The organism is Leisingera sp. CC-HEC093 (assembly GCF_059429195.1).
The window spans coordinates 1,499,326-1,516,061 of record NZ_JCAIJR010000001.1; the positions used below are offsets into that span (position 1 = coordinate 1,499,326).

Annotated in this window: 16 protein-coding genes; 6 read left to right on the forward strand and 10 right to left on the reverse strand. The window is 62.2% G+C overall.

Going from position 1 to position 16,736, the window contains the following annotated elements:
- Positions 1-56 precede the first annotated feature (56 nt).
- The 3 genes from AC5STB_RS07240 to AC5STB_RS07250 form a co-directional block, all read right to left on the reverse strand.
- Positions 57-1,631, reverse strand: a complete 1,575-nt coding sequence (locus AC5STB_RS07240) for a DUF427 domain-containing protein (protein WP_495442286.1) — start codon at positions 1,629-1,631, stop codon at positions 57-59.
- 140 nt (positions 1,632-1,771) lie between these two features.
- Complete coding sequence (locus AC5STB_RS07245; RefSeq protein WP_495442287.1) at positions 1,772-2,473, reverse strand: winged helix-turn-helix domain-containing protein; 702 nt, start codon at positions 2,471-2,473, stop codon at positions 1,772-1,774.
- The gene (locus AC5STB_RS07250) at positions 2,445-2,738 is read right to left on the reverse strand and encodes a hypothetical protein (RefSeq protein WP_495444571.1); all 294 of its coding nucleotides are present in this window, start codon (positions 2,736-2,738) and stop codon (positions 2,445-2,447) included. The genes AC5STB_RS07245 and AC5STB_RS07250 overlap by 29 nt, the downstream gene beginning before the upstream one ends.
- Positions 2,739-2,906: 168 nt before the next feature.
- Here AC5STB_RS07250 and AC5STB_RS07255 point away from each other — a divergent pair, with 168 nt between their 5' ends.
- The 4 genes from AC5STB_RS07255 to AC5STB_RS07270 all read left to right on the forward strand — a co-directional run bounded on the left by AC5STB_RS07255 (position 2,907) and on the right by AC5STB_RS07270 (position 6,931).
- Entirely contained in the window at positions 2,907-3,425 is a 519-nt protein-coding gene (locus AC5STB_RS07255) for a hypothetical protein (protein WP_495442288.1), read from the forward strand.
- Between the two features lie 96 nt (positions 3,426-3,521).
- Positions 3,522-4,139, forward strand: a complete 618-nt coding sequence (gene rnhB / locus AC5STB_RS07260; RefSeq protein WP_495442289.1) for a ribonuclease HII — start codon at positions 3,522-3,524, stop codon at positions 4,137-4,139.
- A 107-nt stretch (positions 4,140-4,246) separates the two neighbouring features.
- Positions 4,247-5,350 (forward strand): site-specific DNA-methyltransferase, encoded by a 1,104-nt coding sequence (locus AC5STB_RS07265; RefSeq protein ID WP_495442290.1) that lies wholly within the window; start codon positions 4,247-4,249, stop codon positions 5,348-5,350.
- Positions 5,351-5,542: 192 nt separating this feature from the next.
- Complete coding sequence (locus tag AC5STB_RS07270) at positions 5,543-6,931, forward strand: adenylate/guanylate cyclase domain-containing protein (RefSeq protein ID WP_495442291.1); 1,389 nt, start codon at positions 5,543-5,545, stop codon at positions 6,929-6,931.
- 3 nt (positions 6,932-6,934) lie between these two features.
- Here the strand turns inward: AC5STB_RS07270 and AC5STB_RS07275 are convergent, their stop codons facing one another.
- On the reverse strand, positions 6,935-8,068 hold the full coding sequence (locus AC5STB_RS07275) for an alkane 1-monooxygenase (protein ID WP_495442292.1): 1,134 nt from the start codon (positions 8,066-8,068) through the stop codon (positions 6,935-6,937).
- A gap of 85 nt (positions 8,069-8,153) precedes the next feature.
- Positions 8,154-9,218 (reverse strand): A/G-specific adenine glycosylase, encoded by a 1,065-nt coding sequence (gene mutY, locus AC5STB_RS07280; RefSeq protein WP_495442293.1) that lies wholly within the window; start codon positions 9,216-9,218, stop codon positions 8,154-8,156.
- An 84-nt stretch (positions 9,219-9,302) separates the two neighbouring features.
- On the opposite strand from mutY, the gene AC5STB_RS07285 reads away from it, so the two are divergent.
- On the forward strand, positions 9,303-9,830 hold the full coding sequence (locus tag AC5STB_RS07285; RefSeq protein WP_495442294.1) for a DUF721 domain-containing protein: 528 nt from the start codon (positions 9,303-9,305) through the stop codon (positions 9,828-9,830).
- Positions 9,827-10,498 (forward strand): DsbA family protein, encoded by a 672-nt coding sequence (locus AC5STB_RS07290; RefSeq protein WP_495442295.1) that lies wholly within the window; start codon positions 9,827-9,829, stop codon positions 10,496-10,498. Before AC5STB_RS07285 ends, AC5STB_RS07290 begins: the two co-directional genes overlap by 4 nt.
- 91 nt (positions 10,499-10,589) lie before the next feature.
- Here AC5STB_RS07290 and lpxK read toward each other — a convergent pair whose 3' ends face one another.
- The 5 genes from lpxK to AC5STB_RS07315 form a co-directional block, all read right to left on the reverse strand.
- Positions 10,590-11,591 carry a tetraacyldisaccharide 4'-kinase gene (gene lpxK, locus AC5STB_RS07295; RefSeq protein WP_495442296.1) on the reverse strand — a complete coding sequence of 334 codons (1,002 nt, stop codon included), beginning with the start codon at positions 11,589-11,591 and terminating at the stop codon, positions 10,590-10,592.
- A complete protein-coding gene (locus tag AC5STB_RS07300) occupies positions 11,578-12,771 on the reverse strand; it encodes a 3-deoxy-D-manno-octulosonic acid transferase (protein WP_495442297.1) in 1,194 nt (397 codons plus the stop codon). The genes lpxK and AC5STB_RS07300 overlap by 14 nt, the downstream gene beginning before the upstream one ends.
- Before the next feature lie 113 nt (positions 12,772-12,884).
- Positions 12,885-13,688 (reverse strand): inositol monophosphatase family protein, encoded by an 804-nt coding sequence (locus tag AC5STB_RS07305; protein ID WP_495442298.1) that lies wholly within the window; start codon positions 13,686-13,688, stop codon positions 12,885-12,887.
- On the reverse strand, positions 13,675-15,021 hold the full coding sequence (locus tag AC5STB_RS07310) for a TldD/PmbA family protein (RefSeq protein ID WP_495442299.1): 1,347 nt from the start codon (positions 15,019-15,021) through the stop codon (positions 13,675-13,677). Before AC5STB_RS07310 ends, AC5STB_RS07305 begins: the two co-directional genes overlap by 14 nt.
- Before the next feature lie 122 nt (positions 15,022-15,143).
- Entirely contained in the window at positions 15,144-16,667 is a 1,524-nt protein-coding gene (locus tag AC5STB_RS07315; RefSeq protein WP_495442300.1) for a DUF2125 domain-containing protein, read from the reverse strand.
- Positions 16,668-16,736 lie beyond the last annotated feature (69 nt).

Genomic DNA, 16,736 nt, shown 5'->3' on the forward strand with positions numbered 1-16,736 from the left:
GCGCGGGACGCGCGGCGGCTGCGCCGCCCCTGGCCCGGGGTTGAACAGGGGAGCCGCTATTCAGCCGCCGCCTGAGGCTGTTGAGAGGTCTGGACTGCAAAACAGACCACCGGCCGGGAGACATTGTGCAGGCTGACGGCGCCCAGTGAAACGCCTTGCGAGGTGTCGCTCAGGATGTCGCGGCTGACGACAATCGCGTGGTTCGCGGTCTTGCCGTAGTCGCCCAGCCTGGCGGCGATATTGGCGGCCTGGCCGATCACAGTGAAATCCAGCCGTTCGCGCGAGCCGATGTTGCCATAGGTCACGCGGCCATAGGCGATGCCGATGGCGGCCTCGCAGCGGTGGCCGTCTTCCTCTTGGGCGATCTCCTCCAGCCGGGCAACGATATCGCGGGCGCTGTCAAGGGCCTGGGCGCGCGCCTTGTCCGGGTCGCTGCCAGCCGGGAAAACGGCCAGCACAGCATCGCCGATGAACTTCAGCACCTCGCCGCCATGGTCATGCACGATGGTCGAGGCCGTCTCGAAAAACTGGTTCAGCAGCGCAATATAGTCCTGGCGGCCCAGCTGCTCCTCCAGCCGGGTGGAGCCGCGCAGGTCGCAGAACATGATGGCGGCGTCGATCTCATCGCCGTCGCCGCGGCGGATCTCCCCGCCGAGCACCCGGGCTCCTGTGCGCTTGCCGACATAGGTTTCCAGAAGAGACTGGGCGTTCTCGCGTTGCATGAAGATTTCATAGTAGCGCGCGATAACCCCGGAGCATTCGAAGATCAGGCCAAGATTGGCGGTGGAGAAGCCGCTCGGATGATCGCTGGTGAGCGTCAGCACATTGATCCGCCCGTCCGAGAACCGCAGCGGCATCGCGACATAGTCGGTGGCGCCTTCCTTGCGCAGATCTTCGAGGATCGGAAAGGCATCGTCGGTGCAGCAACTGTCCAGCCGGTGCCGCACCCCGCCCAGCCCGTTGGAGACATGGCGCAGCGGGCTGGCCTGGTAAGCGGGATGGTCGTGGATTTCGTAGGATGGAGCGTAGGTGGTGACCTCGCCGGTTTTCTTCTGCCAGATATAGTTCTTGCCTGCGATCAGCGGATGCAGCGACCAGGCCATGACCGAGAGGCGGGACAGATAAATGCCTTGCTCCACAAACTTCTCTGCCAGGGCGGCGGTCAGCTCTTCCGGGGTTGGCACCATCGAGGCATCGCGCAGCAGCCAGTCGATCACTGGGCCGGAGATATTGCCGTAATCCGGCATATCCACGGTGTTGCTGCCGAAATCGAATTCGACCTCTGCGCCGGGCATAAAACCGATATGGCCGGAAATGGCAGCGGCCTCCGGCATGGCGTCCTCGTAGGTCCAGACGCCGTTTTGCACAGTGCCGCCGGGCAGCAGGACATTGCGGTAGCTGGCGGTGCCCTTGAAGGGGCAGAAAGTCTGCAGGGGGGTATAGGCTGACAGGGGCACGGAAATGTCTTCTGCTGGGAAATAGACCGCTGGAAGGAGCCGTGTTTCGTACATCACCTTGGCACGTGTGCTTTGTGCCAGAAGGGTGCCGCCGCGCCGGGCAGTGACCAGTCCTTGCAGCGGTTCGACAACAATGCCGTAGCCCCGGTTGCGGGTCTGCACCTGCGTGTCCATCCCAGTGATCCTTGTCCTATGTGCCGTTCAGGCGGCGGAAACAGGACCGGCCGGCGCGGGCCGGTTCTGAACTATCTGGGGGCTGTGCCGCAAAATTCCAGAGCCGGACACAGGATATTGAGCAGAACGGAGCGGAAGGGTCACACCATGCGGATCACGTCCTTGCTGATCGCCAGCACATAGCCGCGTTTGGCAATGTTCTTTACCAGCAGTTCGCTGACCATCTGATTGCCCAGGGTGTCCCGCAGGCGTTTGATCCGGGTGGCGCCGGCGGCTTCCTCGCAATCGGTGGAGGTGCGGCCGGAAATCACCGCCTCGATCTCGGCTCCGGACAGCACGTCGCCGTCCAGCCGGGCCTCGGCCAGGACCGAGAGAGTTTCCATCGCTGCGGGTGTCAGCCTGAACCCCATGTTGTTGAGGTAGACGGTGTTTTCATCGCGGCTGATCAGCAGTTCGTTCACCTGGATGCCGGAGCGTTCAATCTGTGCCATGCGGCGGTTCAGCATCACCAGCATGCCGAGCACCGCAAGCGCCGCCACCAGCATCGCGGTGGCGAAGACCAGCAGCACAAAGATCACCATCCTGTAGCTTGTCAGCGTATCGGCAAAGGCGGTGCCGGACTGGGCCAGGATTTCCAGCAGCTTGATTTCGGCCTGGGTGGTGAGGTCGTTTTCGATAAACAGCCGCTCAACGCGGGCGTTGAAGGCATTGGCATCGGGCAGTGTCAGCAGCAGCACGGTGCCGGCCACGGCCAGCATCGCAACGATGGCGGCAATGCCAAGCGCGATCACCCGGCTGCCTGCGGCCCGGGCCTCAGAAACGGAGATAGTAAGATCCGGCATCGGCCTTCCTCTGCTGCAGGCCCTTGGGGCCGAAAACGGAAAGGACGTTCAAAAGTTTCCAGCCCGCAGGGGCGATACGGGCTTCGATTTCGCGGCGGGCCGCCTTTTTCTTGCAGGCGCCGGAAAGCTGGATCACGCCATAATGCAGGCGCAGCGGATTGTCCTGTTTGGCTTTATAGTCGGCATAGCAGTCAGCCGCATGAGCCGGCGCGGAAAGCGCCAGAAGGGCAGCCGTAAAGGCGGGGATCAGAAGGTGCTGTTTCATGCGGCCATCCTGCGGCCGGGCAGCGTGAAATTCAATAACCGCAGGAGGTTGGGGCAGCTGATATTCAATAACATAATGCCGATATTGCCTGTCTGAATGGAGCGGGGACAGGTTGTGTGCATCAAGCGCTGTCTTTGCGTTTTGCTTATTCAATAGAAAGGTCCTGATATGACCCGCATTCACCGCCCTCAGCCGCACCGGAAATTCATTGCCTGGATTGTTGCCGCCGCCATTGCTGTTACCGGCTTTTCCGCAGCGCCTGCACGCGCAGACGAGGACATCGCCAAAGTGCTGGGAGGCCTGGCGCTGCTGGGAATCATCGGCGCTGCGATCAAGCACTCCAGGGATGACGACGACCGGCATGTGAGCCGCAAGTACACACCTCCGGCGCATGGCCATTCTCATGGCGGCCATAAGCACTATGGCCGTGATCGTCACGACGGTTACGTCAAACCGCTTCCTCAGTCAGTGCGTCGTTACGACTTGCCCAGGCATTGCGTCCGCTACTTCCCGCGCTACAGCACGAAATACCCGCTGGCTGCAAAACGCTGCCTGAACCGCAACTATGGCTATACGCATAAGCTCCCGCGGGTCTGCAAAGTGACGTTCTGGAATGGCAAACATAATCGGACCGGGTACAAACCCGGATGTCTGAAGAAACATGGCTACCGGATGGTAAACCGGTAATCCGGGCAACGGTTTCGGGCAGCAGCAAACTGGGGGGCTCCGGCCCCCCTTTTTTGCAGGCTTGCATCACTTGCCGGAAACGGTTTTGTCAGAGGCATGACACAGCCTGATTACAGTCTTGAAGCCGCCGCCCGAGAAAACGGGTTCCTCAGAATTGCCGGTGTGGACGAGGTCGGGCGCGGGCCGCTGGCCGGTCCTGTTACGGCTGCCGCGGTGATTTTGGACATCAATAAAATCCCAGAGGGCCTCAATGATTCCAAAAAGCTCAGCCTGAAGAAACGGGAGGCACTGGAGGGAAAAATCCTGTCTTCCTCCCAAGCGGCCATTGCCCATGCAACGGTGGAAGAGATTGATCTTCTGAACATTTTGCGCGCGTCCCATCTGGCGATGGAGCGTGCTGTTGCGGCGCTGGATCCGGCACCGGATTATCTGCTGATTGATGGAAATCTGATCCCGAAGGGGCTGGCCTTGCCGGCGGAGGCGGTGGTCAAAGGCGATGCCAAGTCGGTGTCCATCGCAGCGGCTTCAATCTTGGCGAAAATTGCGCGTGACCGGACCATGGTGGATTTGGCGCAACAGTTCCCCGGTTATGGCTGGGAGAAAAACGCAGGCTACCCCTCGAAACAGCATCGGGACGCACTAGTTCAGTTGGGGGTGACCCCACATCATCGGCGCTCCTTTAAACCGGTACACAATATCTTGTATCAAGGGTGAACCGTAAGGTGTTGTTGTAATAAACAAATTGACCTCGAATCCGCGATGACTCATCCTGTGGACAACCTAATGAGCGCAAAAATGCGCCGCGGTTATGAGGCAGAGCAATGAATAAAACTATGACAAAGGGCGCGGCAGCGCTCCCTTTAAACACGATTATTGGCGGGGACTGCGTCGAAGCGATGAACAGTCTGCCGGCCAACTCGGTCGATCTGATCTTTGCGGATCCGCCGTATAACCTGCAGCTGAAAGGCCAGCTGCACCGCCCGGACAACTCAAAAGTCGATGCTGTGGACGATCACTGGGACCAATTTTCCAGCTTCCAGGCCTATGACCAGTTCACCCGAGAGTGGCTGAAGGCGGCGCGCCGGGTGCTGAAGCCGAACGGGTCGATCTGGGTGATCGGCTCCTATCACAACATCTTCCGCGTCGGCGCCGTGTTGCAGGACGAAGGCTACTGGGTTCTGAACGACGTCATCTGGCGCAAGTCGAACCCGATGCCGAATTTCCGCGGCAAGCGGTTCACCAACGCGCATGAGACGATGATCTGGGCGTCGAAGTCCGAGGGCGCGAAGTACACCTTCAACTACGAGGCGCTGAAGGCGCTTAACGAAGGTATCCAGATGCGCAGCGACTGGGTATTGCCGATCTGCACCGGCCATGAGCGTCTGAAGGACGAAAACGGCGACAAGGCGCATCCGACCCAGAAGCCGGAATCGCTGCTGCACCGGATCCTGGTTGGCGCGACCAACCCGGGCGACGTTGTGCTGGATCCGTTCTTTGGCACCGGCACCACCGGCGCGGTGGCCAAGATGCTGGGGCGCGAGTTCATCGGCATCGAGCGCGAGGAATCCTATCGCAAGGTGGCGGAAAAGCGGATCAAGGCGGTGCGCAAGTTCGACCGCGAGGCGCTGGAAGTCTCCGCTAGCAAGCGCGCGGCACCGCGTGTGCCGTTCGGCCAGCTGGTCGAGCGCGGAATGCTGCGCCCGGGCGAGGAGCTGTACTCCATGAACCGCCGCCACAAGGCCAAGGTGCGGGCGGACGGCACCCTGATCGGCGATAATATCAAGGGCTCGATCCATCAGGTGGGGGCGCATTTGGAAAACGCCCCTTCGTGCAACGGCTGGACTTACTGGTGCTTTAAGCGTGAGGGAAAGACAGTGCCGATTGATGTTCTGCGCCAGCAGATCCGGGCGGAAATGCAGAACTGAGGCCCTGAGGCACGTCGGAACACAACAGTCTATTGCAGGCGCCTGTGCATATTGCGCAGACGCACACCTTGCCCCGCCTGCATCAGGCGGGGTTTTTTGTATTTGCACGGGCTGATGCGCTATTCCCTGTTTACAGCAGGACACCTATTTGAAGGGGAAAGCCGCTGCAGCCAGCAGGGAGAGGAAGAGCCGATGACCGAGACCGCGTTTGCACCCGGAAGCGGAGCTGTCAGAGCGGCGGACACAGACAGCCCGCAGCTTTCCACTGCCGAAGGCAGGTTCGCTGAGGCCGCCTTGGATGCACACAAGCGGCGCGGGCTTCAGCTGGCGGTGCGGGCACGCTGGATTGCGCTGCCGGTCATTGCGGTTTTCATCGTATTTCTGAATCCTGTCTGGAGCGTGCTGTATTACCACGGCATCCTGGCGATCCTGTGCCTCAACGGCTGGTTCATCAGCCGGGCCGGGAAAGTGGGCAGGTCACGGCTGGAGCTGTTGCTGATTTTTGCTGACCTCGTGATTATGACTATTGGTCTGGTCGTGCCCAACCCCTTTGACGACCGGGACATACCGGCGGCCATGCTTTACCGGTTCGACAACTTCCAGTATTTCTTTGTCATCCTTGCAGCGGGCACTATGGCCTATTCCTGGCGCACGGTGATCGCAATTGGCACCTGGACGGCCGCGATGTGGCTCAGTGCGCTGGCGCTTGTCTGGTGGTTCACCAGTCCGGTTCCCGGCCTGTCGGAGGCCGTCGACGCCGCCATTGGGTTCGCGCCGGAACTAGCTGAGTTCTTTGATCCGAACAGCTTTGTGGTCAAGTTGCGGGTGCAGGAAGCGCTTGTCTTTGTCCTGGTTGCAGTCACGCTTGGGTTTTCGGTGCGCCGGTTCAACGGGTTGCTGCGCAGCAATGCCAGTCTTGAAAGGGAGCGGGCGAACCTGTCGCGCTACTTCTCACCCAACGTGGTGGAACAGCTTTCCCAGAACGATGAGCCGCTGAAGCAGGTGCGCAGCGAAAACGTGGCGGTTCTGTTCATTGACATTATTGGCTTTACCCGGCTGTCGGCAGGTATGAATCCACATGCAGTGATTGATCTTTTGCGTGAATTCCATGGCCGGATGGAGCGGGAAGTGTTCCGCCACCACGGCACGCTGGACAAGTATCTGGGCGACGGGCTGATGGCGACCTTTGGCACGCCGGCCGCCGGGAAGCAGGACGCCACCAATGCGCTGGCCTGTGCCCACGAAATGCGGGCCTCACTGATGAAATGGAACCGGGAGCGTGCAAAACAGGGCAAGCCTGAGATCCGCGCCGGGATTGGCATCCATTACGGCGAGGCGCTGCTGGGCGATATCGGCGCAAACCGGCTGGAATATGCAGTTATCGGCACGACGGTGAACGTCGCTGCGCGGCTGGAGAATCTGACGCGCAAGCTTCGTGCCGGAGTGGTGATCAGCGAAGCAATGGCAGAGCAGGTGAAGGCTGAACTGGCAGGCCTGGATTTGCTGGAAGGGGCAGCCCGCCACCCGGATCAGGAAGTGCGCGGGCTGGATCAGCCGATGATGGTCCGGGCTTGGAGTTAACGTCTAGCGCGGCATCGGGTTTTGCGCCTTGTTGTAGGGATGCCAGTTAGTGATTTCCGGATAGTACCTTTGCCGCCAGCGCCGCACCCGCGGGTTCATAACCCGCCGCCACAGGGGCGGGATCATCGCAGCAATGGTCATCACCGGATAGCCGTAGGGGAGCTGCGGGGCGTCGGCCTCTGTATAGTTCTGCAACAGAGGGAAGCGGCGGTTCGGCTTGTAGTGGTGATCCGAATGGCGCTGCAGGTTGATCAGCAACCAGTTCGACGCCTTGTGCGCCGCATTCCAGGAATGGCGCGGCTGGACCGGTTCGTATTTACCTTCGCCCAGGTGTTTGCGGGTCAGCCCGTAGTGTTCGACATAATTGACCACTTCCAGCTGCCATATTGCGGTGCCGGCCTGCACAAGAAACAACACAGCGCCGGTCAGCCCGCCGAGAATCACGGCCAGCAGCAGCATTGCGGCCTGCAGCGCCCAGTAGCGGAAGAACGGGTTGGAGCGGTCGGCCCAGGGGCGGTTTTTCTTGGCCAGTTTTTCCTTCTCGGCACGGAAGGCAGAGTGCCAGCATTGCCGCAGCACCCGCGGATAGAAGCGGTGGAAGCCCTCGTTGTAACGCGCCGTGACCGGATCGCGCGGGGTGCCGACATAGCGGTGATGCACCAAGAGATGCTCGGACCGGAAATGCGAATAAAGCACCATTGCCAGCAGGATGTCCCCGAGCCAGCGCTCGACACGGCTGGATTGGTGCATCAGCTCGTGGCTGTAGTTGATGCCGACGGCGCCGGTCACGACGCCGACACCAAAAAAGGCGGCGAATTTTTCGAAGCCATTCAGGTGTTCCGCGCCGCTGACGTACCAGATCAGTCCGAACAGGGTGAGGAACTGCAGCGGAACCCAGGCCGCCGTCAGCGCCTTGTACCAGGTCAGATCGTTGTCGGGCGTTTCGGGGTCGGCGTTTTCCAGATTGAGGCCGAACATCCCGTCCAGAACCGCAAACAGGTGCCAAGTCACCAGCGGTGGCAGCAGCAGCGTCCAGCCGCCCTGCGACGCCGCGATCCAGACCAGCGGGAGCAGCAGAAAAGACATCCAGAATGGCAGGGCGCTTTGCCAGCGGGCGAGGGTTTCGGGGGCAATCATGCCTGGGTCTCCCAAATCAGTCAGCGCGCGTCTGCGCTGACCCTAGGCCCAATGCTTTAAAAACCCAAGAGCCCTGCCGGGTGACCTAGCGGCCCTTATACAGATCGTAGGCTTTGCGCATCACCGTAGGCAGGCTGGAAGGGGTGAATTCGCGGCGTGCGATCAGCTCTTGATCCGGGCTTTGATTGAACCCCGCGGGGAGTTCTGCTGTCATGACACGTAGGATAAGGTGAAAATGGGTGAAGGTGTGCCGCACGTCTCCAGCCAGTTCTCGCCAATCTGCTTCAAAGGGCGGGTTCGCGGCAGGGGTATCATTCCAGTCTGAGCCGGGCCAGCCCAGCATGCCGCCCAGCAGCCCCTTGTCAGGGCGCCGTTCCAGCAGCCAGGTCCCCTCTATAGACTCCGCTAGGTAGACAATGCCGTGCCGGGTGGGCTTTGGTTTCTTGGGAGTCTTTTTGGGCAGCTCGGCGGCGGTTCCCGCAGCCTGGGCTGCACATGGGCCGCGCCAGGGGCAAATGCCGCAGGCCGGGTTGCGGGGCGTGCAGATGGTGGCGCCAAGATCCATTACCGCTTGGGCGTAATCACCGGGCCGCTGCGCCGGGGTCAGCTCCGCCGCGCGGTCTTTCAGCACAGGCTTAACACCGGGGAGCGGGTCGTGGATGTCGTGCAGCCGCGCCATCACACGCTCCACATTGCCATCGAGCACGGCTTCGGAACGGTCAAATGCGATGGAGGCGATGGCCGCGGCGGTATAGGGGCCGATTCCGGGGAGTTGAAGCAAGCCCTGATAATTATCCGGGAAGCTGCCGCCGTGATCCTGCGCCACCGCGCGGGCGCATTTCAGCAGGTTGCGGGCGCGGGCGTAATAACCGAGGCCGGCCCATTCGCTCATAACGTCGGCATCTTCCGCGGCAGCCAGATCCAGAACCGATGGCCAGCGGGAGGTGAAGCGCAGAAAGTACTCGCGGACGGCGGCCACGGTTGTCTGCTGCAGCATCACCTCGCTGAGCCAGACCTTGTAGGGGTCCGGCCGGATGCCTGCGGCGCGGTCCGCCGGGTTGACACGCCAGGGCATCTTGCGGGCATGAACGTCATACCACGCAAGCAGGTCTTCGCTCATTGCGGCGGAAACGCTGTTTAAGTCACGCATTCGTTATTCCTTGGGCGGCGGTTTGGCTGGCGCCTGCATAACCGCTCTTTACAATAGGGCGGGCAGTCGAGCAAAACCTAGATCATGGCATTCAGGCGCAGCACCACACGCGGGTTTTCCCGGACCTCCAAGCTCCTCAGCGAGCAGATCCGCAAAGCGGGCGAAAGCCGCGGCTTCGCGGTGTCCCGGCTGCTCACCCATTGGGAGGAGATCGCCGGCCCGGATATTGCTGCAATGGCCCGCCCCGTCAACGTCGGCTATGGGCGGGGCTCTTTTGGCGCCACGCTGACGGTGCTGACGACCGGGGCCAATGCGCCGATGCTGGAAATGCAAAAGGAACGCCTGCGCGAGCGGGTGAATGCGGTCTATGGCTTTAATGCCATCTCCAAGGTGCGGATCACGCAAACGGCACCGACGGGATTTTCCGACGGCCGCGTGGAATTCAAATACGCCCCCAAGGTGCAAGCGCCGCTGCAGCCGGACCCGCAGGATGCGGCTGAGGCCAGCAAGACAGCCGCCGGGGTGGAAAACGACGATTTGCGCGCTGCCCTGGAACGCCTGGGGCAAAACGTGCTGACAAAACAGAAAACGCAAGGAAAGGGGTTCAAATGACCCGTTTGATGACTGGTGTCTTTGCCGCGGTTGCGGTGGTTGCGGGCGGTTATGCCCTGTCCGGGTTCAACAGTCAGAGCAATCTGCCCCAGAATCCTCTGGTCGGTGCTGCTGTTGCCCAGGAGACCGAGGTCGACACCTCAACCATCACCGAGATGACCCTTGGCGCTGAAGACGCGCCCGTCACGCTGATCGAATATGCCTCCTACACCTGCCCGCATTGCGCGAGCTTTCACAACAACACCTTCAAACAGCTGAAGGCGGACTACATCGACACCGGCAAGGTAAAGTTCACCTACCGGGAGGTCTATTTCGACCGCTACGGGCTGTGGGCGTCGATGATTGCACGCTGCAATGGGCCGGATAAGTTCTTTGGAATTTCCGACCTGATCTACAAGGGCCAGTCCGAATGGGCGCGGGCCGGAGGCGCGCCTGAGATCATTGACGAGCTGCGCAAGATCGGCCGTTTGGCAGGTATCGAAAACGAGCAGCTGGAAGCCTGCCTGGAGGATGGCGAAAAAGCACAAACTCTGGTGACTTGGTATCAGGAGAACGCGACGGAGCACGAGATCGAGTCGACACCGTCCTTCATCCTGAATGGTGAGAAAATTTCCAACCAGTCTTACGAAGATTTTAAAAAGCTGATCGACGCAGAGCTGGAAGGCTGAGTACATCAGCCAATAAATGGAACAAGCCCGGGCTGTTTCCCGGGCTTTTTTATTGGAGGTGCGGTTATTGCGAGAAGAAGCCAGGCGGCCTTCAAGGCGCTGGTGCTGCGTCTTGCAGCAAGGCTTTCAGTCCGTCTGCGCCCTCAATCTGTAACCGCACCGGCAGGGTGATCACCTTGGAGCGGAAGCTGTCCGGCAGGCGGACGGCGTCTTTCTCGGTCGTGACTAGCTGCGCGTTCAGCAGTTTGGCCTCGTTTTCCAACCGGTTCGTCAGCGCCGGTGTCAGCGGCTGATGATCGTCCAAGGCTTCGGACCGGGCAATTTCGGCCCCAAGGCTGCGCAAAGTTGTGAAGAATTTCTGCGGGTGGCCGATGCCGGCAAAGGCCAGCACGCGGGTGCCGTTCCAGGGCATACCGGTCTGCAGAGGCTCCAGCGCGCCAGTGAAATGCGGCAGCCCCTGCAAATGGCTTCCCCAGGCGGCTGTAAACGCTGCTTGGGCCGGTTCCAGTCCCAGCGACAGGACAGCATCCGCCCGTGCCAGCCCGGCGGCAACAGGTTCGCGCAGAGGCCCTGCGGGCAGGCAGCGGCCATTGCCGAACCCGTGCTGCGCATCCACCACAACCAGCGACAAATCCTTGGCCACGGCAGGGTTCTGAAAGCCGTCGTCCAGCACGATGACCGTCGCCCCGGCGTCCGCCGCGGCGCGGGCGCCCGCGCCGCGGTCCTTGGCAACCCAGACTTCTCCAAAGGCGGCCAGAAGCAGCGGCTCGTCCCCGGTTTGCGCGGCCTTGTGGCGGCCGGGGATGACCTGCACAGGCCCGTCTAACGTGCCGCCGTAGCCGCGGGTGACCACATGCGGCTCGTGCCCCTGGCTGCGCAGGGTCTCCAGCAGCCAGATCACCGTGGGCGTTTTGCCAGTGCCGCCGGCGTTCAGGTTGCCGACGCAGATCACCGGAACCCCGGCAACCTCTGGGCTGCTCTTGGTCAGCCGGGATGCCGTAGCACGCGCATAGGCCCAGCCCAGCGGTGCCAGCAAGGTTGACCGCAGATCAAATTCCTTCGGCGGCTTGTGCCAGAAATCAGGTGCCCGCATTGGTATCCTCGTGCCGGTCCAGAAGGGTCTGGACCTTGTTCATCAGCATGTCTGTTGTGGCTGCGCTTTCGGTCACGCTCTGCCAGCCGGCCAGCGCCATTTCAGCGGCCTTGTCCGGTGCGGAAACCGCGACGACGGCATCAGCCATTTCGGCCGGGGTCTGAACCTGCAGCGCGGCGCCGGACTTGGCCAGCCGGTCATAGAGGTCACGGTGTGCGTGGATGCCGGGTCCGTGCAGCAGGGCAGAGCCTAAGGCCGCGGCATCCAAGGGCGACTGGCCCTGTGCCGCCGGATCGAGGCTGCTGGCGATCATGGCAACTGGAGACAGGCGGTACCAGAGGCCCAGATCCTCGCCGCCGGTCAGCAGCACCTGGTTGAAATCTTCGGGTTCGCCGCCGTCCTCCCAGTCGGCAAAGGACAGCCCGTTGTCCTGCAGCAGGCGGCGGGCGGCGGCCAGGTCGGCGATGTCATCCAGCGCAACCACCAGCAGCAGCCGGTGCAGCAGCCGTAAGGCAGTCCGGTGGGTTTCCAGCACCCGGGCAAGCTCAGACAGCTTGACATGTGCTGCCAGCCAGACCGGGCGGCTGCCCAAGGTCTCCTGCATGGCGGCCAGCTCGTCATCGTTGCAGCCGGGCGGAATTGCCGACACCCGCAGCTTGCCGGCCAGTTCCACCCGCTCCGCCAGGACGCCTGCCCGGATCAGCCGGTCTTTCACCGCTTTGGAAGGGGTCATGACGCAGGTCAGCCCCTCAAGCAGACGCCGCCGCTGATCCGGCAGCCAGCGGCTGGTGCGGTGCGGCATTTCATTGTCCAGCAGATCCGCCAGCAGAACGCCGATGCCGCGCTCGCGCATTTGCCGCAGCATAACCCGTCGTGAAGGAATGCCGGTCCAGATGCAGGCATCCGGCTGCCAGTGGTCCAGGAAATCCCGCGCCTCGGCAATCGTGTCCTCCGCCAGCGGACCAACTGGAATGTCGCAGCCGACGGTTCCCGTCAGGCGCAGTTCCGGCTCCCAGCTGGCAAGGACCAGCAGATCCGGGCGCAGGGTCTTGAGCCGGCGGCCGATATCACAGAGCGCCAGATAGCGTTCCTGCGTTGTCGCGTGCACCCATAGCAGCTCCCCCTTGGGGCGGGGCTGCAGACCGGCGGAGCGCCTGGAAGCTGTGGTTCGCAGTTGCATCTGGTTCGATTTTATTTTTCCGGCCCAAGGTATCTGCAACATGCGGGTTTGTCTGTGAAAAACTTGCTTCTGGAGATGGCTGGGCTGCTGAGACCGCTTACGCCTTGCCTGGTTCAATGTCCAGCGATGCCGGGGCTGGACGGATCGAGCGCCTCCAGCAGCGCCTGATGCAGGGAGTGGCTGCCGGCGATCACCCCGTTCAGGCGCGGATGCGGGTTGTTGAAACGCAAAGAGTGGCCGGAGCGATCGCTGATAACGCCGCCTGCCTCGCGCAGCAGCAAGTCGCCTGCGGCAATGTCCCACTCCCAGCTGGGACGCAGGGTCAGCATGGCCCCGAACCGTCCATCGGCCACCTTGGCCAGCCGGTAGGCCAGCGAGGGCCGGTAGCTGCGGATGAACGCAGGCACGGTGCCGCCCAGCCAGTGGTGCGGCTGCAGATTGGGCTTGGCTGCCAGGACTTCAGTGCTGGCAAGCTCGGTCGCGGAGGATGCCCTGATCGGGCTGCCGTTGCAGGCCGCACCCTGTCCCTTGGCGGCGGTGTACATAAGATCCCGCTGCGGCAGATAGATCACTGCAGCCGTCACTTCGCCGTTTTCTGCAACGGCGATGGAATGCGCCCAGGTGCGGGAGCCTTCGGCAAAGCTGCGTGTGCCGTCGATCGGGTCGATGATGAAAACCCGCTCGCGCGACAGGCGGGCGGCGCTGTCCTCGGTTTCCTCTGACAACCAGCCGTAGCCGGGCCTCGCTTGCTGCAGCATATCCTCAAGCATGGCGTTGACGGCCAGGTCAGCCTCAGTCACCGGACCCGCGCCGCCGGGTTTGTCCCAGCGCCGGGCGTCGGGTCCAGTGTAGCGGCACGCGATGTCTCCGGCCTGTTCCGCCGCTTTTACAAGCAGGGAAAGGTCAGTTGCCGGCAAGGGTCATTCCTTCGACCAGCAGCGATGGCACAACGGTGGAAAGGTGCCTGCGCGCGTCATTGGCCGGAACGATCCGGCGCAACATGCCGTGCAGGTTACCCGCGATGGTGCATTCGTTGACCGGATAGGCAATCTCGCCGTTTTCCACCCAGAAACCAGAGGCGCCGCGGGAGTAGTCACCGGTGTTCGGGTTGATGGTGGAGCCGATCATAGACGTGACCAAGAGGCCGGTGCCCATCTGCGCGATCAAATCCTCGCGGCTGGCATCGCCCTGAGCCAGCGCGATGTTCCAGGTCGAGGGGGAAGGCACCCCGCCGATGCCGCGGGCGGCGTTGCCGGTGCTTTCCAGCCCCAGCTTGCGGGCGGAGGCGAGGTCCAGCGTCCAGCCGGTCAGCACGCCGTTGTCCACCACGGTGCGCCGGCGGGTCGCCAGCCCCTCGCCGTCAAATGGGCGGGAGCCGGAAATGCGCGGGCGGTGCGGGTCCTCAACGACAGAGAGGGTTTCAGGCAGCACCTGCTGGCCCAGCGAATCCTTCAGCCAGGAGGAGCCGCGGGCGATTGCGGCGCCGTTGGCGGCCGACATCAGATGGCCGATCAGCGAAGAGGAAATCCGCTCGTCGAAGAGGACCGGGAAGCTGCCGGTCTTGGGCTTGCGGGCGCCCAGCCGGGCTATGGCCCGTTCACCTGCGGTGCGGCCAATTTCCTCAGCACTGCGCAGGTCAGCCTGAAAAGTGCGGGAATCGCCGTCGTGGTCACGCTCCATTCCGGTGCCCGTGCCGGCGATCCCGGTGCAGGAGAGCGACCGGCCTGTGCGCTGGTAGCCGCCGGAAAAGCCGTTGCTCGCGGCCAGATGCACAGCATGGCGGCCATAGCCCGCCGCGGCGGATTGCACCTGGGTAATGCCCTCTATCTCCTGGCAGGCGGCCTCAGCCGCCAGGGCATCCGTTTGCAGGGCTGTCGGCTCAGGTTCGCTGCTCGGGTCTTCCAGTTCCAGCACGGCCAGATCCCAGTCCCGGGCCAGTTGGGACGGGTCGGCCAGGCCAGTATAGGGATCTTCCGGTGCTTCCTTTGCCATGGCCACGGCGCGTTCGGCCATCGCTGCGATGGTTTCGGGCCGCATGTCGGAGGAGGAGACCAGCGCCTGGCGCTTGCCCACAAACACCCGCAGGCCGAGGTCGGTGCCTTCCGAGCGCTCTGCATGTTCCAGCTTGCCCTCGCGCACTTCGATGCTGAGAGAGCTGCCCTCTGCTGCCATGGCGTCGGCGGCATCCGCGCCGGCCTTACGGGCGGCGTCAATCAGGGCGTGGCAAAGCGCTTCGGGAGACTGGGTCATGGGCACCTTCTGTTCTGCTCTTTAAAAGAGCTATCCAGTGATGCGCCATGCCGCAAGTGCGGGCCGCAAAAAAGGGGCCGCGCCTGGCAGCCCCTTTGCAGGTCTTGTCCGGGATTTGACGGTTACTTGATGCGCTGGCCGTTAGCGAGAACCTGGCCATCCTCGGTGACCTCGATTTTCGAGGTCAGCGTGTCCTCGCCTTCGCCCGGAACCGCCAGCATGCCCATCATCATCCGCGCGCCCATGGCGTCGCTGTCGGACATCAGGCCCATGCCGATCAGTTTATCGATCAGAGTGTTTGCGCCGGTCAGTTTGAGGTTGGCTTCGCCTGCGGGGGCGGGCATGCCGTCAAAGCTGGTCAGGTCTTCGTTGTTGAAGGTGAAATCGCCGGTGCCGGTCAGCTCTGCGCCTGCGGCAGAGACCTGCAGCTGCTTAACGGTCAGGGCGTTCAGCTCACCCGGCTGCTCTTCACCCTTTTCCACGGCTTCCATGGCTTCCGGGTCGAACAGGTCAAACAGCACCTTGCCCTTGCCGGCCAGATCCAGAATGACGGTCGCCGGGTCATGCGGCAGCTGGCCGGTCGGGTCGACCATGCCCCACAGCATTTCCGGAACCGCAAAATCTCGCAGGGTAACGCCAAGCGCAAAATCCTGCTCTTCCTCTGATTTTGCCAGCGGCATCATCAGTTTGAATCCGGTCTCCGCCATGCTGAGCGCCAGCGGGAAGGGAATCTCGGAGCCTGAGATGTTCACATTGGTTGCAACCTGTGAAACGTCGTAAGTCAGGTGCTGCTTGTCCATTGAAACGGTGAAGGTGCCGCCCTGGGAGCTGCTTTCCATGGCGAAGGATTCGCTGCCGTCGACACCGGAGATCGAGCCGTTGCCGCCGGTGAATGTGAATGTGCCGTCAGCGGCAAAACCTGCTTCCAGCAGCGCCGCCATGTCCGGGCTTTCCAGCCCTTCGGGAACGGTGCCGGTACCGGCGAAGCTCAGGCCTTGCAGCGCGCCCTTGAAGGCGGCAGTGCCTTCACCCTCGGGGTCATTGAAACCCAAGTCATAGTTGAGGCTGGAGGCGGTCATGGTCTGATCGTAGCTGCGGCCCTCGGCAACCTTCATAGTGCTTTTTGTGACAACGTCGTTCATCACGACCTGAACTTTTGCCACATCCGCGGGTACTGCTTCGCCGTCCGCCGACAGGTCAGCCAGTGTCATGGCCACCTTGGAGGAGCTGTAGTCATAGCTCATGTTTTCTGCATCGCCGGCCACCTTCATCGGCGAGCCGTCGTGGGAATAGATCAGCTTGCCTGCAAAGGTCTCGCCGTCGCCGGAGAACTCGAAGCCCATCGGGAATTCTGCAGGCAGCAGAACGTTGACCGTGCCATCACCGTTTTCAACGAACTGGATTTCCGGGAAGCTGATGGTGCCGGTGCCGTCCTCTTCGGGGACCGGCATGGCCATCGACACATCGGAAACAGTCAGGGTACTGCCCGAAACAGCTTCGGTGCCGGATACGGTGTAGCCGGTGCCGGTCAAATACGCCTTCCAGTCGGCCCAGACTTCCTGAGCGCTCAGGTCGGCCAGGGCACCCTGAGCGGAAACAACCAAAACTGCCGCTGCGGCGCCGCCGCGCGCGAAAATTACGGACATAAGAGAACCTTTCTCTGTAAGATAATTGAAATCATCGTCGGCCCGGCAGGAAGCGCCGTCAAGGGGGCC